Annotated in this window: 18 protein-coding genes, 1 tRNA gene and 2 rRNA genes; 2 read left to right on the top strand and 19 right to left on the bottom strand. The window is 36.4% G+C overall.

Annotation, left to right across the window (positions count from 1 at the left end):
• Nucleotides 1–100: 100 nt before the first annotated feature.
• From EKH84_RS03205 to rrf, 3 genes are all read right to left on the bottom strand, one after another.
• The gene (locus tag EKH84_RS03205) at nucleotides 101–988 is read right to left on the bottom strand and encodes an N-acetylglucosaminidase (protein ID WP_127065126.1); all 888 of its coding nucleotides are present in this window, start codon (nucleotides 986–988) and stop codon (nucleotides 101–103) included.
• Nucleotides 989–1,263: 275 nt separating this feature from the next.
• Nucleotides 1,264–1,336 (bottom strand) — tRNA-Gly (locus EKH84_RS03200).
• A 4-nt stretch (nucleotides 1,337–1,340) separates the two neighbouring features.
• Nucleotides 1,341–1,458: ribosomal RNA gene (gene rrf, locus EKH84_RS03195) — 5S ribosomal RNA — on the bottom strand.
• Nucleotides 1,459–1,686: 228 nt separating this feature from the next.
• Between rrf and EKH84_RS03190 the strand changes: the two genes are divergently transcribed.
• Nucleotides 1,687–2,175 carry a GNAT family N-acetyltransferase gene (locus EKH84_RS03190; protein WP_013655118.1) on the top strand — a complete coding sequence of 163 codons (489 nt, stop codon included), beginning with the start codon at nucleotides 1,687–1,689 and terminating at the stop codon, nucleotides 2,173–2,175.
• A 189-nt stretch (nucleotides 2,176–2,364) separates the two neighbouring features.
• Here the strand turns inward: EKH84_RS03190 and EKH84_RS03185 are convergent.
• From EKH84_RS03185 to EKH84_RS03115, 15 genes are all read right to left on the bottom strand, one after another.
• Nucleotides 2,365–5,267: ribosomal RNA gene (locus tag EKH84_RS03185) — 23S ribosomal RNA — on the bottom strand.
• A 531-nt stretch (nucleotides 5,268–5,798) separates the two neighbouring features.
• Complete coding sequence (locus tag EKH84_RS03180; RefSeq protein WP_190283469.1) at nucleotides 5,799–7,337, bottom strand: nitrite/sulfite reductase; 1,539 nt, start codon at nucleotides 7,335–7,337, stop codon at nucleotides 5,799–5,801.
• A 35-nt stretch (nucleotides 7,338–7,372) separates the two neighbouring features.
• Nucleotides 7,373–9,073 (bottom strand): sulfate adenylyltransferase subunit 1, encoded by a 1,701-nt coding sequence (locus EKH84_RS03175; RefSeq protein ID WP_127065124.1) that lies wholly within the window; start codon nucleotides 9,071–9,073, stop codon nucleotides 7,373–7,375.
• A gap of 88 nt (nucleotides 9,074–9,161) precedes the next feature.
• The gene (gene cysD / locus EKH84_RS03170; RefSeq protein WP_127065123.1) at nucleotides 9,162–9,962 is read right to left on the bottom strand and encodes a sulfate adenylyltransferase subunit CysD; all 801 of its coding nucleotides are present in this window, start codon (nucleotides 9,960–9,962) and stop codon (nucleotides 9,162–9,164) included.
• A 14-nt stretch (nucleotides 9,963–9,976) separates the two neighbouring features.
• Nucleotides 9,977–10,291 (bottom strand): indolepyruvate ferredoxin oxidoreductase subunit alpha, encoded by a 315-nt coding sequence (locus EKH84_RS03165; protein ID WP_127065122.1) that lies wholly within the window; start codon nucleotides 10,289–10,291, stop codon nucleotides 9,977–9,979.
• Complete coding sequence (locus EKH84_RS03160; RefSeq protein ID WP_127065121.1) at nucleotides 10,275–12,020, bottom strand: adenylyl-sulfate reductase subunit alpha; 1,746 nt, start codon at nucleotides 12,018–12,020, stop codon at nucleotides 10,275–10,277. The genes EKH84_RS03165 and EKH84_RS03160 overlap by 17 nt, the downstream gene beginning before the upstream one ends.
• Before the next feature lie 28 nt (nucleotides 12,021–12,048).
• Nucleotides 12,049–13,110 (bottom strand): sulfate/molybdate ABC transporter ATP-binding protein, encoded by a 1,062-nt coding sequence (locus EKH84_RS03155; RefSeq protein WP_127065120.1) that lies wholly within the window; start codon nucleotides 13,108–13,110, stop codon nucleotides 12,049–12,051.
• A 3-nt stretch (nucleotides 13,111–13,113) separates the two neighbouring features.
• Nucleotides 13,114–13,914: a sulfate ABC transporter permease subunit CysW gene (cysW, locus tag EKH84_RS03150; protein ID WP_127065119.1), complete on the bottom strand. Its 801-nt coding sequence runs from the start codon at nucleotides 13,912–13,914 to the stop codon at nucleotides 13,114–13,116.
• A gap of 4 nt (nucleotides 13,915–13,918) precedes the next feature.
• Nucleotides 13,919–14,743 (bottom strand): sulfate ABC transporter permease subunit CysT, encoded by an 825-nt coding sequence (gene cysT, locus EKH84_RS03145; protein ID WP_127065118.1) that lies wholly within the window; start codon nucleotides 14,741–14,743, stop codon nucleotides 13,919–13,921.
• Nucleotides 14,744–14,812: 69 nt separating this feature from the next.
• Complete coding sequence (locus EKH84_RS03140) at nucleotides 14,813–15,889, bottom strand: sulfate ABC transporter substrate-binding protein (protein WP_127065117.1); 1,077 nt, start codon at nucleotides 15,887–15,889, stop codon at nucleotides 14,813–14,815.
• A gap of 487 nt (nucleotides 15,890–16,376) precedes the next feature.
• Entirely contained in the window at nucleotides 16,377–17,771 is a 1,395-nt protein-coding gene (locus EKH84_RS03135; protein WP_127065116.1) for a stalk domain-containing protein, read from the bottom strand.
• A gap of 342 nt (nucleotides 17,772–18,113) precedes the next feature.
• Nucleotides 18,114–19,085 carry a carbohydrate kinase family protein gene (locus EKH84_RS03130; protein WP_190283468.1) on the bottom strand — a complete coding sequence of 324 codons (972 nt, stop codon included), beginning with the start codon at nucleotides 19,083–19,085 and terminating at the stop codon, nucleotides 18,114–18,116.
• Complete coding sequence (locus tag EKH84_RS03125) at nucleotides 19,072–20,520, bottom strand: glycoside hydrolase family 32 protein (RefSeq protein ID WP_127065115.1); 1,449 nt, start codon at nucleotides 20,518–20,520, stop codon at nucleotides 19,072–19,074. Before EKH84_RS03125 ends, EKH84_RS03130 begins: the two co-directional genes overlap by 14 nt.
• 126 nt (nucleotides 20,521–20,646) lie before the next feature.
• Complete coding sequence (locus EKH84_RS03120) at nucleotides 20,647–22,017, bottom strand: PTS transporter subunit EIIC (RefSeq protein ID WP_127065114.1); 1,371 nt, start codon at nucleotides 22,015–22,017, stop codon at nucleotides 20,647–20,649.
• Nucleotides 22,018–22,238: 221 nt separating this feature from the next.
• Nucleotides 22,239–23,225 carry a LacI family DNA-binding transcriptional regulator gene (locus tag EKH84_RS03115; RefSeq protein ID WP_127065113.1) on the bottom strand — a complete coding sequence of 329 codons (987 nt, stop codon included), beginning with the start codon at nucleotides 23,223–23,225 and terminating at the stop codon, nucleotides 22,239–22,241.
• A 219-nt stretch (nucleotides 23,226–23,444) separates the two neighbouring features.
• Here EKH84_RS03115 and EKH84_RS03110 point away from each other — a divergent pair, with 219 nt between their 5' ends.
• Nucleotides 23,445–23,987, top strand: coding sequence for a hypothetical protein (locus EKH84_RS03110; RefSeq protein WP_127065112.1), 543 nt, complete (start codon nucleotides 23,445–23,447; stop codon nucleotides 23,985–23,987).
• A 177-nt stretch (nucleotides 23,988–24,164) separates the two neighbouring features.
• Here EKH84_RS03110 and EKH84_RS03105 read toward each other — a convergent pair whose 3' ends face one another.
• Complete coding sequence (locus tag EKH84_RS03105) at nucleotides 24,165–25,949, bottom strand: glycoside hydrolase family 9 protein (RefSeq protein ID WP_190283467.1); 1,785 nt, start codon at nucleotides 25,947–25,949, stop codon at nucleotides 24,165–24,167.
• Between the last annotated feature and the right edge of the window lie 492 nt (nucleotides 25,950–26,441).

Genomic DNA, 26,441 nt, shown 5'->3' with positions numbered 1-26,441 from the left:
TCATTACCTTGCATAAGTCAATAGGATTCTAGATTTTTTTATACTTTTTATTATGACTATAGTATTATGCTTTTATTCATCGAACCAATATATTTTACTTCTATCTATAAACTGGAATATCAAAAGTCTTATTTGCATCTTCAAATTCCTCATAAATTTCTTCAATTCGTTTCGCTTGTTTAATTGCCCATGCTACATCTGTGGCATATTGATGTGTTCCTGGACTGGCAGGATTCCATCGCATCTCATATAATGTATCTTGAGCATAAATATCGTGATTAACATATTGCTCTGATATGTACTTAGCCCCACCCTCTATAGCCTTGTCAGGAGTAGTCCAACCCATTTTATAAGCAAATGCAGCTCCTTCTCCCAAAGGATTACTATCTATCGCTTTTATCCCATACATATTATACACTTTTGCCCCTTTATACATAACACCTTGAGCTAATGCACTAGTTCCATTACCTGTTTCTAATAATGAGTGAGCCACTAAATATATTTCATTTAGATGATAATCCTCTGCAGCTTGAATAAAAACGTTTTCTTTTCCACTTAAAGTTCCCTTACCTTCTAAATACTTCTTCATAATATCAACCGAAATACCTGCCGGCTCTGATAAATCTAGGAACTGATACTTATAGTTATTAATATTATAGCGATTTGGAATGCAATACGATTTAATATCGTTAAGCGATGCAGACACCCACTTCCCATTCTTAGATACCATTGGATTAGAAGCTTTCTGTATATTAAGTGCCATCTCTAAAGGAATTCCGTAATTAGAATATGTCTCATTAATACTACTTGTAGTTTCCATCTCTATATTTTCTGATGTCTTACTATAAGTAGTTTTATATGGCTTTTCCCATGCTATTTCTATATTCATATTTCTATTTACAATTTCACTTACTTCAACTAAGAATTCATTTTTTTTAGTGCTGTTTACTTCAAGAAATTGATTATACATATTAGTTTCTATTACCATAATATTCCCCCATAAATGATATAACTACTATTTATAATACAGCTTAATTTTTCTATTCCTTATCTATCACTATATTTATTCATCTCTTTGGCAAAAATAATCAGAACTGCTCTTTTAATAAATATCGCTATAGTATTTCATAGATAATAATAGATATCTATTATTATCTATGAGGACTCAATTGAATAACTATTTTTTATTATACCAATCTTTTATTTATGTGTTAATAGTTTATAGATAAAAAGGAGCTAACTATACAGTTAGCTCCTTTTTTAAGCGCGAGACGGGACTCGAACCCGCGACCCTCTCCTTGGCAAGGAGATGCTCTACCAACTGAGCCACTCGCGCGTAAATCTGGCAACCACTTACTCTCCCAGTCAGTCACCCAACAAGTACCATCAGCCGCTTAGATCTTAACCTACGTGTTCGGAATGGAAACGGGTGTTTCCCCTAAGCGCATTATCACCAGAAATATTTTGTTGTTTAACGCATATATACTATATCGTATTTACTTACGTATGTCAATATATTTTTCATATCCTCCCTGGCTAAACTATAGTCTAGTATCTAGAGCTAGATATTCTTTATCTCTCATTTCCTTAGCTTGCTAACCATTCACTACCAACTTATTGATTATCCATATTCATCACTCTACTCATATATGCTATACTAGAACAAAAATATATTAGGAGATAGATATGAATATCATTATAAGACAAGCCCAATTAGATGATTTAGACCGTATTACTTTTGTTGAAAGTACATGTTTTCCTCAAACCGAAGCTGCTAATAAAACTCAGTTCCAACAACGTCTTCTTACTTTTAAAGAAAGTTTTTTTGTAGCAGAACACTATAATCAAATCATAGGTTTTATAAATGGTGCCGTTATTGATGAGCCTACTATTAGTGATATTCTTTTCAAACAAGCAGACTTACACAAACCTTCAGGCACCTATCAAACAATCTTTGGACTAGATATTATGCCCGATTATCGTCATCAAGGTATCGCTATTAAGCTTATGAATCATATGATTGATTATGCTAAATCTACCAAAAGAAAAGGTGTTATTTTAACTTGTAAAGAAAATCTTATTCCCTTTTATAATCAGTTTGGCTATGTTAACCATGGTATTTCTGAGTCAATTCATGGTGGTGCTATTTGGTATGATATGATTTTACTATTTTAGTATCAATCAAGCAATAAAATACCTGTTTTTCAACATTAAATTTAACGGCCTCTATAAAACAGCGATTAGTTATGGAACGAAATTGATCACTTTATAGAAGATATTTTATGTAACAAAAAAACACCCTCTCGGGTGCTCTCTTCTCATACCTTCAAAAACAAATACTACAACTATTCAACCTTCATTATCTAGGTCAAACCCTCGAACCGTTAGTATTGGTCACCTGAACATGTTACCATGCTTACAGCTCCAACCTATCTACCTCATAGTCTCTAAGGGGTCTTACTCCTTTCGGATGGGAAATCTTATCTTGTGGTCTGCTTCACGCTTAGATGCCTTCAGCGTTTATCAGATCCAGACTTGGCTACTCTGCTATGCCTTTGGTAAGACAACAGATGCACCAGTGGTCCGTCCATCCCGGTCCTCTCGTACTAAGGACAGCTCCACTCAAATTTCCTGCGCCCACGACGGATAGGGACCGAACTGTCTCACGACGTTCTGAACCCAGCTCGCGTACCGCTTTAATGGGCGAACAGCCCAACCCTTGGAACCTGCTTCAGCTCCAGGATGCGATGAGCCGACATCGAGGTGCCAAACCTCCCCGTCGATGTGAACTCTTGGGGGAGATAAGCCTGTTATCCCCGGGGTAGCTTTTATCCGTTGAGCGATGGCAATCCCACTTTCATACCACCGGATCACTAAGTCCTACTTTCGTACCTGCTCCACCCGTCGGTGTCGCAGTCAAGCAACCTTATGCCTTTGCACTCTTCGAATGGTTTCCGACCATTCTGAGGTTACCTTTGAGCGCCTCCGTTACTCTTTAGGAGGCGACCGCCCCAGTCAAACTGTCCACCTGACATTGTCCCAGACCCGGGTAACGGGCCATGGTTAGAAGTTAAGTATTACAAGAGAGGTATCCCACCGGCGACTCCACCTAGACTGGCGTCCAGATTTCTCAGTCTCCCTCCTATCCTGTACATGTAATACCCAACCTCAGTATCAAGCTACAGTAAAGCTCCACGGGGTCTTTCCGTCCTGTCGCGGGTAACCAGCATCTTCACTGGTACTACAATTTCACCGGGTGCGCTGTCGAGACAGTGCCCAAATCATTACGCCTTTCGTGCGGGTCAGAACTTACCTGACAAGGAATTTCGCTACCTTAGGACCGTTATAGTTACGGCCGCCGTTTACTGGGGCTTAAGTTCAAAGCTTCGTCCTTAGACTAACCTCTCCCCTTAACCTTCCAGCACCGGGCAGGCGTCAGCCCTTATACATCACCTTTCGGTTTAGCAAAGACCTGTGTTTTTGTTAAACAGTTGCTTGGGCCTATTCTCTGCGGCCTACCTAAGTAGGCACCCCTTCTCCCTAAGTTACGGGGTCATTTTGCCGAGTTCCTTAACAACGCTTCTCCCGTCGGCCTTAGGATTCTCTCCTCATCCACCTGTGTCGGTTTACGGTACGGGTACCTATCACGCAATAGCAGCTTTTCTCGGCAGTGTGGATTCAGCAACTTCTCTACTTTTATTTCGATCCCCATCACACTTCATCCTCGCCTAACGGATTTGCCTGTTAGGTGCGACTTTGTGCTTGGCCCAGGATACCATTCCTGGGTTTGCTTATCCTCCTGCGTCCCTGCAGTTCTGATAATAGGTAGTACTGGAATATGAACCAGTTGTCCATCGACTACGACTTTCGTCCTCGCCTTAGGTCCCGACTTACCCAGAGCAGATCAGCTTTACTCTGGAAACCTTGGATATTCGGCCTACAAGATTCTCACTTGTATCTCGCTACTCATTCCGGCATTCTCACTTGTAATTACTCCACAGCTCCTTACGGTACTGCTTCTGCGTCGTTACAACGCTCCTCTACCAATCCACTATTGTGAATTCCATAGCTTCGGTGGTGTGTTTTAGCCCCGGACATTTTCGGCGCAAGATCTCTCGACTAGTGAGCTATTACGCACTCTTTGAATGAGTGGCTGCTTCTAAGCCAACATCCTAGTTGTCTTCGAAATCTCACATCCTTTTCCACTTAACACACACTTGGGGACCTTAGCTGATGGTCTGGACTGTTTTCCTTTTGACCACGTGTCTTATCACTCGTAGTCTGACTGCTGACGGTATCTTGATGGCATTCTTAGTTTGATATGCTTCGGTAAGCTTGTGGGCCCCCTAGGCAATTCAGTGCTTTACCTCCATTAGACTCCTATCAACGCTAGCCCTAAAGCTATTTCGAGGAGAACCAGCTATCTCCGGGTTCGATTGGAATTTCTCCGCTACCCACACGTCATCTCCACCTTTTTCAACAGATGTGAGTTCGGACCTCCATTACCTTTTACGGTAACTTCATCCTGCACATGGGTAGGTCACCCGGTTTCGGGTCTACTAACAATGACTATTTTGGCGCCCTATTCAGACTTGGTTTCCCTTCGGCTTCGTACCTCCTGGTACTTAACCTTGCCACAGCTAGTAACTCGCCGGACCGTTCTACAAAAAGTACGCGGTTGCGCATCATATGGCGCTTCCACTGCTTGTAAACATAGAGTTTCAGGTTCTCTTTCACTCCCCTCCCGGGGTTCTTTTCACCTTTCCTTCACAGTACTATGCGCTATCGGTCACCGAGGAGTATTTAGGCTTGGGGGGTGGTCCCCCCGGCTTCCCACAAGGTTTCTCGTGTCTCGTGGTACTCTGGATACTGCTAGGCTTCACTTGGATTTCGCTTACGGGATTATCACCCTCTTTGATGAGACTTTCCAGACTCTTCAGCTATCCGCAGTCTTGCCATGACGCAGTCCTCAACCCCAGATTACAAGTAATCTGGTTTGGCCTGTTTCCCTTTCGCTCGCCGCTACTTAGGAAATCGATGTTTCTTTCTCCTCCTGAAGGTACTTAGATGTTTCAGTTCCCTTCGTTCCCTTCCTATAGTTATGGATTGGCTATAGGATGACAGAGGTTTGCTCTGCCAGGTTTCCCCATTCGGATATCTACGGATCAAGGTTTATTTGCAACTCCCCGTAGCTTTTCGCAGCTTATCACGTCCTTCATCGGCTCTCGGTGCCAAGGCATCCACTCTACGCTCTTAGTAGCTTGACCTATTGCTCATTATTGAGCGGTCTAATCATGTTTTCACATGATTGGTGCCTTGTTAATTATCATTTCTGATAAAAACAAAGAATGTTTTAAGTCATTTCTGACTATATCGGTTAAATTGTAGATTTTACACCCCGACAAACATTTTTGCATTATACAATGCGTGTACATTTATCGTTAGGCGCAAGTTATATTGCTATAACTTACAAATCTATAATTGTTGTAGTATTTGTTTTTCAAAGTACGATTAAAATTCATACATTTCACATCTTTGATATTCATGTATTTCTTTTATTTGGTCGCCATTTGTTCCTGGCGACTTTTATTATAGTACACTATTTACTTACATAAGTCAACGATTTTTTATAAGTTTTTTATAGATATGTTGATTCACCCTTTATAAAGCCAAGAATTATAGAAGAAATAAAAAAGTAAAACAAGGATATGATATTCAACAAGAACTCATATCTTTGTTTTTTACTTAATTAGAGTCTTTCTATTATTTAAATGAACTTTAAATCAAGCATCCATCATCTACATTATTTTAGGTCCAAACTGTTTCTTCAATACTTCTTTTTCTAGTTCTATCTCGCCCTTCTTTAATCCTATAGCTAACTTCTCAAGAAATTCCGGTATATCTTCCATTAACAAATCTCCTACTACTTCACCTAGCTTCGCACCGGCTTGACCTTTGCTACCGTTAATGGAAAGTGTAAATACTGTTTTTATTTCATCATTAATACGTTTTTTGCTACCGCAGAAACCTAGTACTGCAATTTGATGGGCACTACAAGAGCTTTGACAACCCGAAATATGTATAGCTGGTAGCCAAACTTGCACCTCTTTAGGTACCTTGTCAAACCTCTTCTTTATAGATCCTGCAAGCTCCTCTGACGCAGCTAATCCAATCTGACAGGTATTGGCTCCTGTACAAGCTACTAACTTACTCATAATATCTGTTAAGCCTAACGTCTCAGTTTTAGCCAATATCCTTTCTGCTTCTTCACCATTCAAGTTAAGCATATAAAATCCTTGATCCATTGTCAGACGTATTTTCACATCCTCCACAGCTTCTGCCATTTCTACTATTCTGCCTAATTCTTCTACACTTAAATAGCCACCAAAGGGATGTACATAGACACCATAAAGTCCTTCTTGCTTTTGGCTTACGAGCCTTTCATTATTTATGCTTAGATGAGCCCCCTTTTTATTATAGGTTATTTCATTAATAATTGGCTCATTTATCCCTCTGGCTTTTACTTTATCAATATAATCATGTAATTTAGCCTTAAATGCTTCTTCACCTAAGCGTTCTACGATATATCGGATTCTTGCTTTATTACGATTTTCATAATCCCCATAATCTTCAAAGAGCTCTTTAAGTCCTTGTATGACATAAAGTATTTCTTGTAACTCAAGCTTCTCTTCAAACACAATACCTGGTTTAGGATTTCTACCAAGTCCCCCACCTACAAAAACCTTAAAATACTTGTGTCCATCTTCTTCCATCGCCATAAATCCAAGGTCAGTCACGGTAGTATTTGAGGTATCCTCCTTACTACTTGCAAATGCAATTTTAAACTTACGAGGTAAGTGAAAAGAGTCTATAATCTTCATGATAAAGTCACAACTAGCTAGTGCATAAGGGGTGACATCAAATATATCCTTAGAGTCTACTCCTGAAAGTGGTGAACAAGCAATATTTCTAGGGCTATTGCCCCCTCCACCTTTAGTTACTAAACCTTCTTTCAGTAATGCTTCCTTTACTTCAATGGTTTGCGCTAGGGTAAGCCCATGATATTGAATATCTTGTCTAGAGGTAAGGTGAAAACGTCTCACACCTACTTCTTTACCAATTTCATATATACTTCTTAGCCATTTTACTTCACATACACCTGCTGGGATACGTACTCTTAACATAAAAGTCCCTTTTTCACGTTGTTCGTAAACACCCATCCCACCGAGGAGAGGTTTAATATTCTTTAACTCTTCTTTCTTATTTAATACCTCTTTCACCTTTTCTTTATAGTTTTGTACACTTTGGATAACTGCTTCTATCTCTGAATGTTTCACTATTTTTGCCCCCATTTTGTCATCTTTTCTACAGCTTATCTTCCCCACGCTAATCTTCTGTAAGTTTCTATAGTCAGCCATTGCTCTGAAAGCCTTTCTTCTTCATCGGCTTCTTTATTTTGTACCTTACTATAAGTTCCTATAAAGTGGGCCAATTCTTCATTTGAATGTACATTTACCTCAAAGCCCCTACCATTTACTACAGGATAGCCGGAATAAGTATAGTTTTGAAGAGATACTATGTCTACTACTTTTCCTTCTTTAATACTTATAGCCACATGATCTCTTAATACTAATATATCAAAATAAGATGGATACTTGAAGCTTTTACTTTGTAAAGGAATACTATCCCCTATCTCATATACCTGCCCATAACTTGTAGCCTTTTTTATGTTATAGTCCTCTATGCTATAGTAAAATTCATCAAATATATCAGTCCTAGCCTCTAAGCCATTCCCCCTAAAAATACTAAACGAAACTGTTTCGCCCTCTTTTTGGGTGATGATACCACCGCCGGCTACATCATAGCCATCCACCATAACAAAACGTCCTGTTACAGGACTCTCCCTAAAAACATCAAATACTACAGGTTCTTTAGTATTTATAATAACTTCTGCTACCCCATTTAACTCTACTTGTTGATGCGTCACATTACTATCTAAGCTAGTGGCATCGATTACTTTGATAATACTACTTACTTCTCCTTCTATCTCTTCCGTAGCTAATTTAATCTTATATTTTTTGCCTATAGTAAGTGGTTCCTTTCCCATCCAAAAAATGCTTGCACGGAAGCTTTCAGCTACTAAAGGAGGATTTGTTTCATGAGTAATAATTTCTCCTCTTTTATTAAAGAATTCATCTTCAACAATAATACCAATAGACTCACCGGCAAAACCTTGTTCCTTTTGATCTCTCTCTGCCCAATATGCAATACTTTTAATATGTGTTGTTTTACCCTCTGGATAAATAGTAATCTTATCTCCTACTTTTAACTGACCACTTTCAATACGCCCCGCAATGATTCGTCTATCATCGAATTTATATACATCTTGAATAGGTAGTCTAAGTGGCTTATCTTCTATCCCTTTATCTCTTTCTATTACATCAATGCCTTCTATAATAGGCGTGCCTTTATACCAAGGCATCTTATCTGATTGACTAGTGATATTTTCTCCATAAAAAGCTGAGATTGGAATATATTTTAAAGGATATACACCTAAAACTCCTAAAAATGTACTCATTTCCTGACGGATTACATTAAATACCTCTTCTTTATAATCTACTAAATCCATTTTGTTAACAATGACATAAACCTTCTTTATGCCTAACAAGGATAGCATATAAGCATGTCGTCTTGATTGCTCCTGTACACCTTCTTTGGCATCTATTACTAAAAGTGCGGCTTCTGCACTAGCAGCTCCTGAAATCATATTTTTTAGAAACTCCTTATGTCCTGGTGCATCAATAATGACATAATCCCTCTTAGTTGTTTGAAACTGTATTTGTGTGGTATCAATGGTTATTCCTTGCTTTTGTTCCTCTTCAAAAGCATCTAGTAAATAGGCATATTCAAAAGGCTTTCCAGTTTCTTTAGCTATTTTTCTAACTTTCTCAACCGCCCCTTCAGGCAGTGATTTTGTATCATATAGCAGTTTCCCAATTACTGTAGACTTACCATGATCCACATGACCTACTACAACTATTTTAAGTACCTCTTTATTTGGTATCTGACTCATATATTCCCCTCCATCATTTCACTCTTTCATATATCTTAGGAACTTTTATCTACATATCAGTATCTTATCTCGTGATATCAAACCCTATCTACATATAACCATCCTTGCGAAGCTTCTGCATTGCATAAGAATCTTCTTGGTCTTGAGCTCTACCTGCTCTTTCACTAACGGTAGTATTTTTTAGCTCCTCTATGATTTCATCAAGGTTGGTAGCACTTGATTCAACTTGTGCTGTACAAGGCGCACACCCTAAACTACGATAACGTTTACCATTCTTAGCAAAATATAAATCTATAATAGGCATATTTTCTCTTTTGATATATTCCCATATATCAATCTCATTCCAGTGCAGAAGGGGGTGAACACGAATATGATTACCTTTTGGGAAATCTGTTTTGAACTGGTCCCATAATTCTGGAGGTTGATTTGTATAATCCCATTCATCATTTTTATTTCTTTCACTAAAGACACGTTCCTTTGACCTTGAACCTTCTTCATCACGTCTCACACCTACTATTAATCCTTCAAAACCATATACATGCACCACCTGCTGTAAGCCTTCTGTTTTAAGTGCCTTGCAACATACTAATCTTCCCTTATCTGGTCCCATCCCCGCTTCTATAGCAGCTTTATTGGTATGGACGATTAAATCTAAATTCATTTCCTTTGCAACACGGTCACGATATGCTATCATTTCCGGAATCTTATAAGTAGTATCTACATGAATAAAAGGAAATGGGCAGTGACCATAGAAAGCCTTTTTAGCTAACCAAAGTAATACCGTTGAGTCTTTTCCTATTGACCAAAGCATACCTAACTTACCTAGTTTTTTATATGCTTCTCTTAAAATAAAAATACTCTGCGCTTCTAATCTATCTAAATGATCCATCTTTTAACCCCCTCTTAATAGGTATTTGCCTGTTTTTTGTTTATAGTAATCACTTGTTCTGATTCATCTGTATGCTTCATAATCCAATGGAGTAAATCGCCTTCTTCTTTTGTTTGTAAAGTACTTCCTAAGCCTCCTATATCTGCTCCCAAAAAATAAGAAATTGCTTGGAAATTACATGCCTTTACACAAGAAGTACAACCCCAACAATCTTCCGGGCATCTCATAATTGTTTGATGCCTATCATTCTCTGTTAGGAGATTTCCAGGACAAACCTTTCTGCACATGCCACAATTAGTACATTTATCTGCATTAATTTGTATGCTCATAATGCTCACTCCTCCTTACTAAATCCCTTAGTATTATCTCTATGTTTCCATTTACCTTTTTAGAGTTCACATATTTAAGCCATTTATCATCTTGCTCAGGGTAATCTGTATGCTCAGCAAAGCTATGCCACCTTGTTTCTTTTCTTACTCTTAAATGCTCAATGAGTACCTGGGCCACCTGAAGTCTGTCTATTAGCTCATAAAGCTTCATGAGTTCATACATGTCCTTAACCTTTAGTGTACGGCTTAATTCTACTAGAGCATTTATTTTATCTCTTGCCTTAAGTAGCTGTTTTTCATTGTAACGATAACCTACTGAAATGCCTCCTGCATAGGTATCCATTACTTTTTGCATAGCTTCTTCTACCTCTTCTACCTTATATAAGGTAGTTTTTTCACCTATGTAACCTTTTACCTCTTCATATTTTAGAAGCGCCTCATCTATTTCATTTAAAGTATCATTATCTTGTGTAGTTCCACTTTGAGGTTCTTTTCTATTATTCATTTTTTCTTCGCCCTCTTGTTCCATATACTCTCGCTCAATATATGCTATAGCAGCTTCAGCTGCTATTTCTCCTTCAGCAAGTGCCCCCGTCACATACTTTTGCGGGCAACCACCTGCTACATCCCCCGCAGCAAAAAGTCCTGATAAAGTTGTACTCCTGTCTTCTGCTACCCAATATCCACTTGCAGTATGGCCACCTACAATATAAGGTTCTGTTCCTTCAATCTCTACATTCTCCCTGCTAGGTCCTTTGCCACCTTCTATCCATTTTAAGGTTTGTGCAGGAGACATATTAAGATAGGCTTTAAGTAATTCTTGCTCTTCTCCCTCACTAATACCTTCTGTCTTTAAATAGCAAGGCCCTCTTCCTGCCTCATTTTCCTTAACAGTCCCATATACCCTTTCTGACGTAGTATTCCCATAATGTATTTCATAAACCTCACCTAAACTATTAATCTGCTTTGCACCAAGTCCCTGCGCAATAGTGCCTGTAGGTGATATTGTATCCTTACAACGTAGTGCAATAAAACGCATCTCGAAAGTAGTCATTTCTGCTCCAGCACGAATGCCCATAGCATAACCTGCTCCTGTATTAAAAGGACTATACCACATCTTATGTCTTGAAAACCCCGGGTTATTAGGTTTATAAATGCCTGAAGCACCTCCTGTTGCACAAATCACCACTTTAGCTTTAATGTGGTAAAAAATTTCTTCTTCTACTCCTATAGCATAAGCACCTGCTACTTTACCATCCACCACCTTGTAATCAATAGCATTCACTTGATTTAATACTTGCACATTTTTTGAAGCGTAGACTGCATCTGCTAATAGGCTTTTTATATTTTCACCATTTATCTTTATATTCCTATTTCCTCTTGCTACATATTCCCCCTGTTCATCCTTTAAAATAACTAGACCTAATGCTTCAAGCTTGCGAGTTACCTTATTTAGTCTTTGAGACATGGAAAATAATAAATCTTCTCTCACTATACCGGCTGCATCTTTTGTTGCATAGTTCACATAGTCTTGTGGTGTTTGTCCTTTTGTTATATATGCATTTAGTGCATTGACTCCAGCAGCTAAGCAGCCACTTCTTTCAATATTAGCTTTTTCCAGTATAAGTATCTTATAAGAGCTTTGTTCTCCAAGTGTAAGTGCTGCATAACACCCTGCAGTTCCTCCACCTATAATGACTACATCCGTTTCTAATCTTCTAAATTCCATCTTCTATCACTCAACTCCCTTGGTCATCTTAGATAAATATAGGCATTTCGTCATATTTCAATTTATTTTCTACAATCTTTGTTGCTACTTCATCAAATAAATAAAGTTTATGCACAAGTAGATGTACCCTTTCACCAATTTGAACTGGCTCCTCTTCAAGGGAACGATAACCTGATATTTCTAAATCCCCCACTACAACGGTTATTTCCAGATTATTCCCCCTAAAAGCAATCGCCTTAACGTAGCCATCTTCCGCTGCCGATCCTGCTACTATTTGCTTATTATCCTTAAATACCTCCACAAACTCGGGTCTTACAACAGCTTTAGTACCATGCACTTCTTCATTAAAGCCCTTTAACCTACTGTAATTTTCTATTACAGTAGATTCTCCAATAAACTGCGCTACAAAAGGCGTTCTCGGATTCTTATAAATCACTGTAGGACTTCCCATCTGTTCTACTTGCCCTTTATTCATAACAATGATTTCATCTGCAATTTCTACAGCTTCCTCCTGGTCATGGGTAACAAAAACACTGGTAATACTAAGCTTCCTAACCATTTCCTTTAACCAACTTCTTAGCTCTTTTCTCACCTTAGCATCAATAGCTGCAAAAGGCTCATCTAAAAGAAGTAATTCTGGTCTTGGTGCAATAGCTCTTGCAAAAGCCACTCTTTGCCTTTGTCCACCCGAAAGTTGATGCGGATATCTTTTCTCTAGCCCATTAAGCCCTATTAACTCTATAAGTTCTCCTACACGCTCTCTAATTTCTTCTAAAGAAAGTTTTTGTAATTTTAAACCAAAAGCAATATTTTCATAGACACTCATATGCCTAAATAAAGCATAGTTTTGAAAAACAAAACCAATTCCTCTTTTACCAGCTTGAATATCATTCACCCTTATGCCATTAATAATAATATCTCCTGTATCAGGTGCCTCGAGACCTGCAATCATCCTTAAAACCGTTGTCTTTCCACTCCCACTTGGCCCTAAAAGCCCAATGAGCTTTCCTTTCTCAATGGCAAAGCTGACATTTTGAGAAGCATTAAATTTTCCAAAAGACTTGTTTAGCCCCTTTACTTCTATGTGCATCCTCTATCCCTCCTTTTTATTTCTTTTTTCAATTTGATTTCGTAATATTAGTATGATAACAGCAAAAATCACTAATATGGATGCTACTGCAAAGGCAGCTGCAAATTGATATTCATTGTATAAAATCTCAATGTGTAGAGGTAGGGTATTGGTCTTTCCTCTAATGTGTCCAGAAACAACAGATACTGCTCCAAACTCTCCCATAGCTCTTGCCATGCAAAGGACTATCCCATATAAAAGCCCCCATTTAATATTAGGTAAAGTAATTTTCGTGAAGATAGTAAATCCACCAGCACCCATCATTGCTGCCGCCTCTTCTTCATCTTTCCCTTGAGACTCCATAAGGGGAATAATTTCTCTAGCCACAAAAGGAAAGGTAACAAATACGGTAGCTAATACAATTCCTGGTATAGCAAAAATAATCTTTAGGTTATAGGCATCTAAAAAAGAATAAAATAAACCTCCTCGACCAAAGGATAATACAAAAACTAAACCTGCAATAACCGGGGAGATAGCGAAAGGTAAATCAATAAGACTTACTAGTAGATTCTTTCCTTTAAATTTAAATTTAGTAATAGCCCATGCAGCCATAAGTCCGAAGAGGGTGTTTAGCCCAACAGCTATCAAGGTTGCTAATACTGTGAGCTTCATAGCTGCTACTGTACTAGGGTCTATAACTACCTGTGCATACGCTTCAAAACCCTTACTTAATGCTTCAACTATAATAAGTACAAGAGGAAAACCTAACATAAGTACTAAAAAACTTATACTTATACCGATTAAAATACATTGATTCCTTTTCATGCTCTTACCCCCTCATCATCTTATTATTGTGATGTTGTACTACATTAATAAGTAATAACATTAAGAAAGATAACCCTAACATAACAACTGCAATAGATGTAGCCCCCTCATAGTCATACTGCTCTAGCTTAGCCATAATAAGTAAGGGCGCAATTTCTGTTTTCATAGGCATATTCCCCGCAATAAATACTACACTGCCATATTCTCCAATCCCTCTTGCAAAAGCTAAGGAGAATCCTGTTAGAAGTGGCGCCATAAGTTCAGGCAAAATAACCTTCCTAAAGGTAGTAAAGCCGTTCGCCCCTAGCATAGTAGCAGCTTCCTCATACTGAGGGTCTAAGTTTTCTAAAATAGGTTGCACCGTTCTTATCACAAAGGGCATTCCTGTAAATATAAGTGCTACAGTAATGCCAAAGGTTGAAAAAGAGCTTTTTATACCTAAAGAATATAAGCATTTACCTATCCAGCCATTTTCTGAATATAGGGTAGTCAGCGCAATACCAGCAACAGCTGTGGGCAAAGCAAAAGGTAAATCTATGCAGCCATCTAAAAAAGCTTTAAAAGGGAAATCATACTTAACTAATGTCCATGCCAGTATAATTCCAAATATACTATTAACCAAGGCTGCTGTTAAAGCACAACTAAAGCTTACTTTATAGCTTGCTACGGCTCTCGGGTTCAGTACTGTATCTAAGAAACTATCTACCCCTATTCCCATGCTCTTTAGTATCACACTTGCTAAAGGAATCAGTACAATCAAGCTTAAATAAGCTAAAGTAAATCCCATAGTTAACTTAAAACCGGGTATGATTCCCCTTGTTTTTTTCATTTAATTTCCCCTCTCCATGTTTCCTGTCAACTCAAGTTCTTCTTTGCTCCTCTTCTAACACTCATTACTTTAAGGCTGTATCTCGTAAATCTCATCAAATACACCACCATCTTTAAAATGCTTTTCCTGAGCATTCCGCCAACCACCAAATACTTCATCTACTGTAACCATTTTTACCTCTGGAAAACGTTCCTTATATTTCTCTGCTATCTGCTTATTTGTAGGCCTATAATAATTTTGAGCCACAATCTCTTGGCCTTCTTCTGTATAAAGATATTCTAAATAAGCCTTAGCAATTTCTCCTGTACCTCTTTTATCTACTACTTCATCTACAATAGCTACTGGTGGTTCAGCTAGAATACTTATTGAAGGGACAATAATTTCAAATTCATCTTCACCTAGCTCATTTATAGATAAAAAGGCTTCATTTTCCCATGCAAGAAGAACATCCCCTATACCTCTCTCTACAAAAGTAGTCGTAGCCCCCCTAGCACCAGAATCTAATACTTCAACATGTGAAAAGAGTTCTTTAACAAAAGACTTAGCTGCTTCTTCATCTCCTCCTGAACGTTCTAACTCATATGCCCAGGCAGCTAAATAGTTCCATCTTGCACCACCCGAAGTCTTGGGATTTGGTGTAATAACGGATACCCCTTCCTTGATTAAATCATCCCAATCTTGAATCCCCTTTGGATTCCCTCTTCTCACAAGAAATACAATTGTCGATGTGTATGGTGAGCTATTATCTGCGAACTCTTTTTGCCATTCACTATCTATAAGCCCTGCATCACTGATAGCATCTATATCATAAGCTAACGCTAAGGTTACTACATCTGCTTCTAAACCTTCAATAACCGAACGCCCCTGTTTACCTGAACCTCCATGTGATTGATTAATTATGACGTCCTGACCGGTCTTTTCCCTCCAATACTTGCTAAAACCCTCGTTTGCCTGTACATACAGTTCTCTGGTAGGGTCATAAGAAACATTCAAAAGCTCTACCACTTGAGCATCTTTATTACTTTCTTTTGCTACTTCGCTTTCACAGCCAGACATTAGTAGCACTCCCCCTAAAGTTAAAGATAAACTTAATAATATACTTACCTTTTTCCACACTACTCCATGCTTGCTTAATACGTTGAACATTTCTTATCCTCCTTTTTATAATAATTAATCCTCTAACTAAATCTTCATTTCTTTAATTCCAAGTAAACATATATGTTTATTCTGTATAATATATTATGATTTTTTAAATTTGTCAATTAATTTTTTATATTTACTCTATATTCATTAAAATGCTATTCCTTAACTATAAAATAGGCTATTTTTTAGTTATCATTTACTAATTTCCTTCCTATTACTTCTTGAAATAGATTATCTAGATAATCTTCTTTAGACGTAGTACAGTAGCTAAATCATCATTAACATAAAAAGGAGGTTGTGCTATGTAGCACAACCTCCTTTTTATGTTACCTTACTTATTACTCCAATACCTCTACTGATATTGTTACGCATTTACAACGTTATCCTCCTATACCAATAATGCCTCTCAGTCATAGTCTCTACTTTGACCTTGCGTCGAGGTAGTATGATATCTACTTCTTGATACTGATACTTTCTCTTAAACATTCACTTAGTTATAATAGAAATTAATACAGTTATTTACATTCCGACCAGGTGAAGATAAGTAGCTCCCATTATAATATAACCCTGAAGAAGCACCTCCATCCAAACACATAGCACTTACAAGCCCCATTTCTTTAACTATATTTTTAAGTTCACTTACACTTGCTGATACTGTACCTATTATAAGCTGATTATCTTTTGTAGTACCAATAAAACTTCGACGAGCTACTTGAGTAAGAATTTTAGCTTCCGTAAAATTTTCATCAGAAGGATTTCCTGTGATTTTTCCATCAATCATTAAGCTTGGTCCTGCACTTAGTGCATAGATTACATTATTCCAATCCTTTGAAGATGTGTTTTTAGGTAAGTAATTTACTTTATATTCTACGCTATCTCCTACATTAAACTTCTGACTTCTCTTCTCCGTCATAGTAAGAATAAAACCATTGTTAGGGACGGTTCTTGTTTGGGTTACCATCTTAGCTACTTTCCCATCTACACATACTACTGCGGCCCATCCACTAGGTAAGGTAATATTACCTTCATACTCTGGTGTATATATTACTGTTGTACTTGAATCCGCAGTATGACGATTTACGCGATAGCTTGTCCATGCTTCTTCCCCATTTATGTATCCTTGGACTCTAGTAGTAACAAAATCAATTAACACCTTATTATCGGAAGTGAAGCCTATAGTAGCTCCAATATCAGTAATGTGTAGAACCCTTCCATTACTTACTAAAGTTCCATCAGGTAACGGTACATCTCCATTATATGCTGCAAAATAGGTGCCATTAATACTAGCTTTTGCCCCATTTGCCATATCTTTAATGGCAGCTGCCCTTGTTACTTTATTACCTGCTGTGGCAATTTTTACTTTTACTTTAGGATCATTCATATTAATGGTAAGCATTGTAACATTTTTCCCTAGTAACGTCTTGCTTGTATTTATAAAACCACTTCCATTAGTAGCGCTACTTGTGTTTATGCCTGTTGCTATAGTCTCTAGTTTCCACTCTTTTTCATTTCCTTCTAAGTTAATGGCCAAAATACCATTTTTATAATTAACTTCTGCCCCTAATGCTTCTGCAACAAAACGAATAGGTACATAGGTAACTCCATCTACTACTTGAGGTGCTACTTGCAAATTTTTTTCTTCTCCGTTTACAGTTGCCTTTTTACTCCCTACTTTTAATTCAATGTTTGTATCCCTGTAAGATAAAGTAATGGTTTGGCTTGCCTGTTCAAAGCTCACTTTAGCTCCTAAATCTTCACCTATTACACGAAATGGAACCATTGTCGTATTATTTTGGCTTAGACACTTTAAATTACTTGCTTGTAACGAATTTACTAATATTATACCACTTACTAAAATCAACCCTATTTTCTTTGATAGCTTCATATCTATCTCCTATCCTTATCTGGAATTGTATTGTAAAACCACTTATAGATTTTATTATATTTTCAATATCAAATCTATTATTTATATACACAAAATTATTTCAGGCCCCAAATACTATCTGTTTAAAATTAATCGTCAATTTTCCTTTTATAATTCTTCCGTTGCTATTATAAACGGTTATTTTTATTTTATGTAAAATAAACGAGAGACCTCTTTAACAAATATTAATTTGTCTCTGATGTCTCTCATTTATTTTGCATTTTTTATATTTTGATTTCTAAGGGCTTTATTCCTAAGTAAATAGAAAAAGATAAACACTGTCTCTACTTTTCTTTAAATATACTACTTCATATATTTCATCATTTGATGGTGGTCAGGGTAAGAAGCTATTGCTCCTTCTACTAATACACTATGCTCGCAAAAACGATTAGCAAAACGTAGATATTCTATTAAATTGTCTCTGCTTAAGTCACTTATATTATTTATATCAATTCCTGATTCCATTAATTTGTACAAAAAGGCTCCAATAAATCCATCACCAGCACCGGTAGTATCTACTGCTTTTACTTTATTAGATGGTACATTAACTTTTTGAGTTAATGTATAAGCTTCAGCGCCATCTCCACCTTTAGTGAATAAAACAAGCTTTACTCCACCCGCAAATAAAATATCCTTAGCATCCTCTATTGTTTTATAACCTGTAATAAATTCTAATTCCTCATCTGAAATCTTTAGAATATTAGCTTTTGGAATAAATTCGAGTATCGTATCTCTAAGAGCTTCTTTACTCTCCCATAGTGGAAATCGTATGTTAGGATCAAAACTTATTAATGCTCCGCATTTACTAGCCAAATCTATTGTTTTTTTGTGTGCTTCTTTCATTGAACTAGGGACTAAATCTACTGAGCAAAAATGAAGAGCAAAACTTTCTTTAAACCATTCTGCTTTTATTTCCTCTGGTTTTAAAAGTAGGTCCGCACTTGGATTATGATAAAACGAAAACTCCCTATTTCCGTCTTCTGCTAAAGATACGAACGCTAGGGCTGTATTAGCTTCTGTTGTACGCAAGATATTGCTTACATCTATGCCATGGCCACTTAACTCTTCTATAATTTTATCACCAAATGCATCTTTTCCTAACTTTGTAAGCATCATAGAGTCTCCGCCTAATTTCGAAAAGGCTCCACATACATTAGCTGGTGCCCCTCCTACTTTAGGCGCAAAGCTTTCCACTTTCTTAATTCCTACTCCCGATTTCCCTGGGATAAAATCAATTAGAGCTTCTCCGATAGCAATTAATTTACGCTTCATCATATTTCATCTCTCCTAGTTCCCATACTGCCACAGTTGCCTTACAACATGTTACCTCTATACTATTTTTTCTTTGTTCCGGGTAATACCTGGTGGCAAATACTTCTTGTCCTTCATTTATAAAAATCTCAAGAGCTGAATAATCACAAAACACACGTAAGTTTCGTAGTTCTTTTAGGCTTACTATACGTTTTGTTCTACCTGCTCCAGTTGCATTTAAAAATTCTAAAGTAAAGGTCTCATCTGCTGCATCAAAAGTTAGAGATACATCTTCATTAATAATTAAGCTAAGACCACTTTCACTATTAATATCCGTTACAATAACCTCACTTAAACTATATGCCGATAATGTTTCTTTTCCTTCTATATTATTAATAATACATTGTTTTCTTAAACTTTCTATTTCCTTAACAGGATTTTGAAAAAGCTTTCCTCCTTTAAAATGAAGCTCTCTTGGTATTGTTAAACAATGTTGCCATCCTTTTTCTATTGTTGGGTTATGATATTCAGGTTCACAATCCGGTAACCCCATCCAACCAATTAGAATTCTTCTTCCCTTTTCATCTTGAAATGTTTGAGGTGCATAGAAATCAAAACCTCTGTCTAACTCACAAAAATTATTTAAACTATACGTACTTCTAAAATCTCCATCTATCACATAGTAACCTGATTGATAAACATTCCAAAACTCAAATCCTTGCTTCTCTACACCTTGTGGCGAAATACTTAATATAGTAGTGCCATCCACTTTAAATAAGTCAGGGCACTCCCACATATAACCGAATCTTTCCTCAGAGGTTATCTCATTAATTAGCTTCCACTTCTTCTTATCCTTTGATTCAAAAACCAAGACCTGTCCCCTATCTTCTTTAGTTCTAGCGCCTTGAACCATATAGTAGGTGTCTCCTTCTTTCCATACTTTAGGATCTCTTACATGGCAACTCATTTTTTCAGTATAATCTTTGTTAGTCATAATACATTGTTTTGGCTCAAAGTATTTCATATCTTGTGTTTCAACAAGCATGGTATTTGCTTCTCTTCCTATATAGTCATAGTCGAAGTCTCCTAATCTTTTTACATTCCCTGTGTAATATATATATGCTTTATCATCTTCAACAAATGTACTACCTGAGTATACACCATGGCAATCTTCTGCTTGGTCCGCTAGTAAAGGCGTTCCCTCATATGTCCAGTCCACTAAATTAGGGCTCGTATAATGTCCCCAGACTTTAATACCACCTTTTGGGTCAAAGGGGGAGTATTGAAAAAACACATGATACTTTCCCTTAAAATAACAAAGTCCATTAGGATCATTTAACCAACCTATTGGAGGCATTAAGTGAAATCCTAATCTCCATTTATCTTTTTTTACTCTAGGTCCATCTAATTGTTCTATTATCTTAATTACTTTTTTTAAATCCTTATGTGTCGAATTCACCGTCTAAATCCCCTTCCCATACTATAAAGGACTGACACTATCGAATGTGATATGTGACAGTCCTTATATATTTTTAAAACAAAAATGAAATCTGTCTATAGCTATACTATACTTATTTATTTTTGTCTATTTATTCTCATCTATTCCTAGCACCCAAGAAATAACGAACGCTACTGATGCAGATACAACTAAAGTTAATAAATAGCCAAAAGCTGAATTAGTTGTTATCAAAAATCCGAATACACCTGTTACACCATAAGCTGTTGCTCCCACATTAAAGATAGAAGCTACTAAAGCTCCACACGCTCCACCAATCGAACCAGCAATAAACGGTTTCATATAACGGATATTAACCCCAAAGATTGCAGGCTCCGTGATACCTAGAAATGCTGATAAGGATGCTGGAATTGCCAGTGCTTTAATTTTTTTATCTCTTACTTTTAGTGCTACTGCAAGTGCTGCTGCTCCTTGTGCTACGTTCGCAGCTGAAGCAATTGGCATCCATGTATTAATACCATCTGCACTAATCATTCCTGCTTCAATAACATTATACATGTGATGAACACCTGATACTACTGTTGTAGCATATGCTCCACCCATTAAAAGCGAACCAATACCAAATGGAATTGCAATAAGCCACTGTACACCTACTAATACCCAGTTCTCAGCAAATGCAAACACCGGGCCTATTACAGTTAAAGCAAGATATCCTGTTACTAATACTGTTATAAGTGGTGTTACAAATAAATCAATTACCTCTGGTACAAATTGATGCAGTTTCTTCTCTAACTTACTCATAAAACATACAGAGATAACAATCGGAATAACATGTCCTTGGTATCCCACTTGTCCAATATCATACAAACCAAACCACACTGAAAACTGAGGTATGCTCTCCATACCTGCTACATTCCATGCATTAATAAGGTTTGGGTGAATCATAATCATCCCAATAACTGCACCTAAAAATAAGTTTCCACCAAATACTTTAGCTGTACTAATTGCAATTAAAATAGGCAGGAAAACAAAAGCCGCATTAGCAAACAATGAAAGTAATGTAAATGTATCAGAGGCTGATAAGCCAGGAAATGCCTTACCTAAACCTTCTAATAGTCCCATTAACAACCCACTAGCTACAATAGCTGGAATAATAGGTACGAAAACATCACCTAGCGTTTTAATAGCACGTTTAAATGGACTAATTTTAGCTGTTGCTGCTTGTTTCACTTCTTCCTTTGTGGCTGTTTCTATTTTTGCCGCTTTTGAAAACTCATCAAAGACTTTATTAACTATTCCTGTCCCAAAAATAATTTGTACTTGTCCTTGTGCTTCAAAAACACCTTTTACACCATCCACCTCTTCAATAGCCTTTTTATTCAAACGACTATTATCTGCTAATACCAAACGTAATCTTGTAGCGCAATGTGCACCTGATACGAGATTGTCCTTGCCCCCGATTCCTTCTAGAACTTGTAGGGCGGCTTGTTTATAATCCATAGTTGTCCTCCTGCTGTCATAGTGAAATTGATTTCATATTATATTGTTTTAAACAGAACAATATCCCAACTAATATTATTTTAATCCACCTTGTATAATTATTAATGCATATGTGAAATCGATTTCATATATTGGTTTTATTATACGGTATTTTACTGTATTTATAAACTAATTATTTAAACAAAATCTCGTTATTTATTTGTGCACTTTGCCTAGCAATACTATATTTTTACAGATTCTCTTCCAATTATTTCATAACCCAATTTAATTTTCTTATTATATGTTTGATTTTGTTCAATCATATCTAGTAGCATACTTGCTCCTTCGACTCCACTGATCCTGTAATAGTACTTCACCGTAGTAAGTTTTGGCGAAACAACCTTAGAAAGCTTAGTATCTCCCATACCTACTATTGAGATTTCTTCCGGAATAGCTTTCCCCTCTTCTTTAATAGCCTCAATGGCACCTACTGCAATTGTATCTGTAGCACAAAAAATACCATCTATTTCTGGATGACCTGCTAATACCTTCTTCGTCAGCTCATATCCTGATTCCATAGAAAATGGTCCCTCTTCTAAGGCTACAGCTTCTACTTTTTCACTATTAGTCTCGATTGCTTCAAGAAAGGCTTTCTTTCTACTTAATCCTGCCGCCTTATCCTTTGAGGGTGCTCCAATATAAGCAAGCTTTTTGCACCCCGCCCTAATTATTTCATTAACCAAAGATTTAGCAGCATTATAATCGTCATGATAAACGCAGCAATATCCTTCTAACTCTTGACCGATAATGACAACTGGTATGGGCATTTCCTTTAATAGTTTTTTATGTTTATTATTAATAATCGTAGCAATAAAAATCAGTCCATCTACTTGATTATTTCTAAAGATATTTAAATACTCCAACTCCTGTTCTATATTATTATCTGTATTAGCAAGGATAATATGATACCCTGAACTGGCTAACTTCTCACTAATACCATCAACAACCTTTCCAATCGTTTCCGAACTTATCTTAGGTAAAATGACACCTATTAGCTTAGTTTTTCTTGTTCTTAACATTTGAGCTTGAGAAGATGGAACATAGCCTGTTTGCTCTATAATCATTCTTATCTTCTCTTTTTTATCTTCACTTACATACCCATTATTTAAATATCTAGATACTGTTGCACTAGATACGCCTGCTATCTTTGCTATTTCACTAATATTCAATATCTTTCCTCCTATAGTCTCTCCCTTTAATTTTATTATTACGCTTTTTACAGATATATTCAATATTTTATGCACTATACTTATATTAATAGCATACTCTTTTATGATAGTTTGTACCAAACCCCTTATTACAAGCTTTATGACATCTTAACACTAAAACACACTTAACTTCTGTTATAATCTCACTATGAAGAATCATTATTTAAAGGAGGTAATTATATGAAATTTATACCCTCTAGGACTTTTACAGTATACTCTTGTTTATCCTTTGATGAGGTTAAAAATACTCTCAGTAATCAAACTACAGAAAGCATATTTGATAAAAGGCACTGTCCCTTTATTAGTAATGTTGGCGAAGGACATTTTGAAATTTATAAGGTATTACATCAAGAAAGTAATCTTAATAAAAAAAGTGGCTTCAACCTTATTACAATAGGAACTAAGAATGCCGAAGATGACCATATCATCCATATTGAACAACGATTTCATCCGATTACATTGGCTTTATTCTACATCGAATGTATAATTGGGATGATTTTATTTCTGACAGCTATTGTTTTAACAATTGTAGCTCCTCAGTCTCTTTTTATGGATCTAGTCTTCTTACCCTTAGTAGCCCTTTGTGTGCTTGCTAGCTATATGAGTATGCGCTCTTTTGATCGTCAAACAGAATATACTAAAAGAGAACTTTTTAAACTTATCAAAGCTGTCCAAATCAATTCTCAAACCACACCTTTAACAGAAGAACATCTTATCTTTTAAAATAATTCCTTAGATTTTATTTTCTTTGTTTAAATTATAAACGAGCTAACCTATATTCAATCATTTCATTTAAAAATAAACATATCTCATTTATGATATGTTTATTTTTTTACATAACAATATTGTTCTTAACTTCCTAAGTATTAAAATATTATTACATTAAAACCTATACTTTTCTTATACTCTTCCTAATTTTGCCAATGCATAAATCAGTGTAGAATTCCAATAAATATCGACTTCATTTGTTGAGTAACTCTCTCTATTATCAATGTAGCATTTAGTAGCTGGTGCTGCTCCTAAATCTTGTTTAGCAATATTATCTTCTCTTCCTGTATTAGGTCCTCCTACAATCATACCTGGAATCGTCTTTTCCTTGGCTACAGAAGGTCTATGGTGAGGGAATTTAGGATACACTGTTCCATATCCTGTTACATAAGACATATCCATTGGATTTTTTCCAAAACAATAATTGATCTGTTCATTAGCATATTCTATATATTCCTGTTCATCAAATATCTCACTGGCATGTGCATAAAGAAGCGCTAAACTTAGTACATTCATATTACTTCCCCAGTAATATATATCCTGTTTATTATACACATTATATCCATCTTGTTTTGCTGCAGAAAGAAAAAAGTCCCCTGTCATCTTTAGATTCTCTTTTAAAACCTGAAGTACTCCATCATCTGCATTTGGCAGATTAATATAAGTATCAATAGCATATTCGGCCACACCTTGCCAGCCATATCTACAATCAAGTCTATTTATATCTTTTACAATCCCTTTTATCTTATCATGATATTTTTCATCATTAGTTACTTTAAATAGCTCTACTGCGCCCCATAGTCTTTCATCTAAATCATCGCTATCTCCATACTCACCAGTCAGAATGCCTGTTGGATTTTTAAAATTACTATTAGGAGCCTGCTCCAGATATACCCATGCTTTTTGTGCTGCCTTAAGACATTCATCTGCTAGTTCACTATCTATTTCTTTATAAGCTTCATGTCCCATAGCCATCACAGCTGCAAAATCTCCGGTAGCCGTAGTTGAAATTGGACAAACAATAAGGTCTGATATTTCTAGCTGTGGCATGATATACCCTGGAAAGTTAGCTCCTGTCACCTTATGATATACTCCTCCATTCTCTTGGTTCTGCATCTTTAAAAGCCATACAAGTTGATATCTAACTTCATCTAATACATCAGGTATACCATTTCCACTTTCCGGTATATTGAGATTATCATCAAAAGCTTCCTTATTAGTTTCATACGCCAAAAGCAAATCCGCTACCGCTTTAGACGTTGCTACCACATAACGTCCATAATCACCTGCATCATGCCAACCTCCAGAAACATCTATTTTTTTATCACTACCATATATTGTTGCCATTTCAGTATGACAAGCCTGATGAGCCCACGTATCTCCATATTCCTTTGGAATATCCTGCCCACATCTTTGTAAATAAAAAAACCTTAATGCATCTTCAAACGCCTCTTTGTAAATTCCTTGACCTATTTTAAATTGATAAGATTCTCCTGACGTATCGGTGATAATTTTATATACACCTTCCTTAGTAACTTCAGAAAAATCTCCTATATAATTAGTCTCATCTGCTGCTGGGCTATAGATTTTATTACCCACTTCTCCTGTATACACAATTTCATTAGTATTTATTGAAATAACGCTAAACTTTTTCCCTACTTTTTCACCTCTAAAAACAACCTTTTTTATATCATTAGGCAAATATCCCAACTGATTTAAGATAATATTTTTCTCTGCATCAGGTTCCTGTGAAATTAACGCTTTATTAGCCCCTATCCCATCTCCGTCTTTTACTATTGTCTTTTCTTCCGTAACTTGAACTGTTATGTCTTGAGATGTTTTTTCTTGCACATTGCAGCCTGTTAATGCTCCTATGCTTATGCTAAGATATATAATAAATATTTCCTTTATCTTCATTTTTCTCATCCCCCTATTTTTTACATTATATTAGATATCTTTGTATAGCAAAATAGACTTTCTTGTTGCTTCTTTATAATATGATAAGAAAAATTTTTAATATATTTTTCATCCTAACGCGCAAAAACGTTAACTCCTATAAGGATGATAATTACTCATCCGTTTTTAAACATTACCCTAAAAGAATTTTAAAATTTATTTAGGGATAATCCCTTCTACTCACATATATATAAGTGAAGTAAATAAGATTTCAAACTAAATTAACAACCTTTTCTTTTTAGCACCCCAAGAGATACCTCTCAGCTACTTTTGTAGTCAGCTCCTCTCCTTGCAGTCATGTAAGTCTTGGTTAGTAAGTGAGCTATCTTATTCGACTACTTCAACTTTTTACACTAACCAAAGCATAAAGTCATTCGGGCCCCTAACATGGTTTGATTTTATGAGTTCCCTACTGGTAAATAGTCAACTGAATACTTTTTCTAGGTCTTGTTA

It is taken from the genome of Cellulosilyticum sp. WCF-2 (assembly GCF_003990395.1).
GTDB lineage: Bacteria > Bacillota > Clostridia > Lachnospirales > Cellulosilyticaceae > Cellulosilyticum > Cellulosilyticum lentocellum.
Note: the sequence above shows the minus strand (reverse complement) of the source record. Positions and strands in the feature narration are given on the sequence as shown.

Excerpts from the sequence above, each read along its gene's own strand:
- EKH84_RS03205 (WP_127065126.1), bottom strand. The coding sequence starts at position 988 with ATGGTAATAGAAACTAATATGTATAATCAATTTCTTGAAGTAAACAGC.
- EKH84_RS03190 (WP_013655118.1), top strand. The coding sequence starts at position 1,687 with ATGAATATCATTATAAGACAAGCCCAATTAGATGATTTAGACCGTATT.
- EKH84_RS03175 (WP_127065124.1), bottom strand. The coding sequence starts at position 9,073 with ATGAGTCAGATACCAAATAAAGAGGTACTTAAAATAGTTGTAGTAGGT.
- cysD (WP_127065123.1), bottom strand. The coding sequence starts at position 9,962 with ATGGATCATTTAGATAGATTAGAAGCGCAGAGTATTTTTATTTTAAGA.
- EKH84_RS03165 (WP_127065122.1), bottom strand. The coding sequence starts at position 10,291 with ATGAGCATACAAATTAATGCAGATAAATGTACTAATTGTGGCATGTGC.
- EKH84_RS03160 (WP_127065121.1), bottom strand. The coding sequence starts at position 12,020 with ATGGAATTTAGAAGATTAGAAACGGATGTAGTCATTATAGGTGGAGGA.
- EKH84_RS03155 (WP_127065120.1), bottom strand. The coding sequence starts at position 13,110 with ATGCACATAGAAGTAAAGGGGCTAAACAAGTCTTTTGGAAAATTTAAT.
- cysW (WP_127065119.1), bottom strand. The coding sequence starts at position 13,914 with ATGAAAAGGAATCAATGTATTTTAATCGGTATAAGTATAAGTTTTTTA.
- cysT (WP_127065118.1), bottom strand. The coding sequence starts at position 14,743 with ATGAAAAAAACAAGGGGAATCATACCCGGTTTTAAGTTAACTATGGGA.
- EKH84_RS03140 (WP_127065117.1), bottom strand. The coding sequence starts at position 15,889 with ATGTTCAACGTATTAAGCAAGCATGGAGTAGTGTGGAAAAAGGTAAGT.
- EKH84_RS03135 (WP_127065116.1), bottom strand. The coding sequence starts at position 17,771 with ATGAAGCTATCAAAGAAAATAGGGTTGATTTTAGTAAGTGGTATAATA.
- EKH84_RS03130 (WP_190283468.1), bottom strand. The coding sequence starts at position 19,085 with ATGATGAAGCGTAAATTAATTGCTATCGGAGAAGCTCTAATTGATTTT.
- EKH84_RS03120 (WP_127065114.1), bottom strand. The coding sequence starts at position 22,017 with ATGGATTATAAACAAGCCGCCCTACAAGTTCTAGAAGGAATCGGGGGC.
- EKH84_RS03110 (WP_127065112.1), top strand. The coding sequence starts at position 23,445 with ATGAAATTTATACCCTCTAGGACTTTTACAGTATACTCTTGTTTATCC.
- EKH84_RS03105 (WP_190283467.1), bottom strand. The coding sequence starts at position 25,949 with ATGAAGATAAAGGAAATATTTATTATATATCTTAGCATAAGCATAGGA.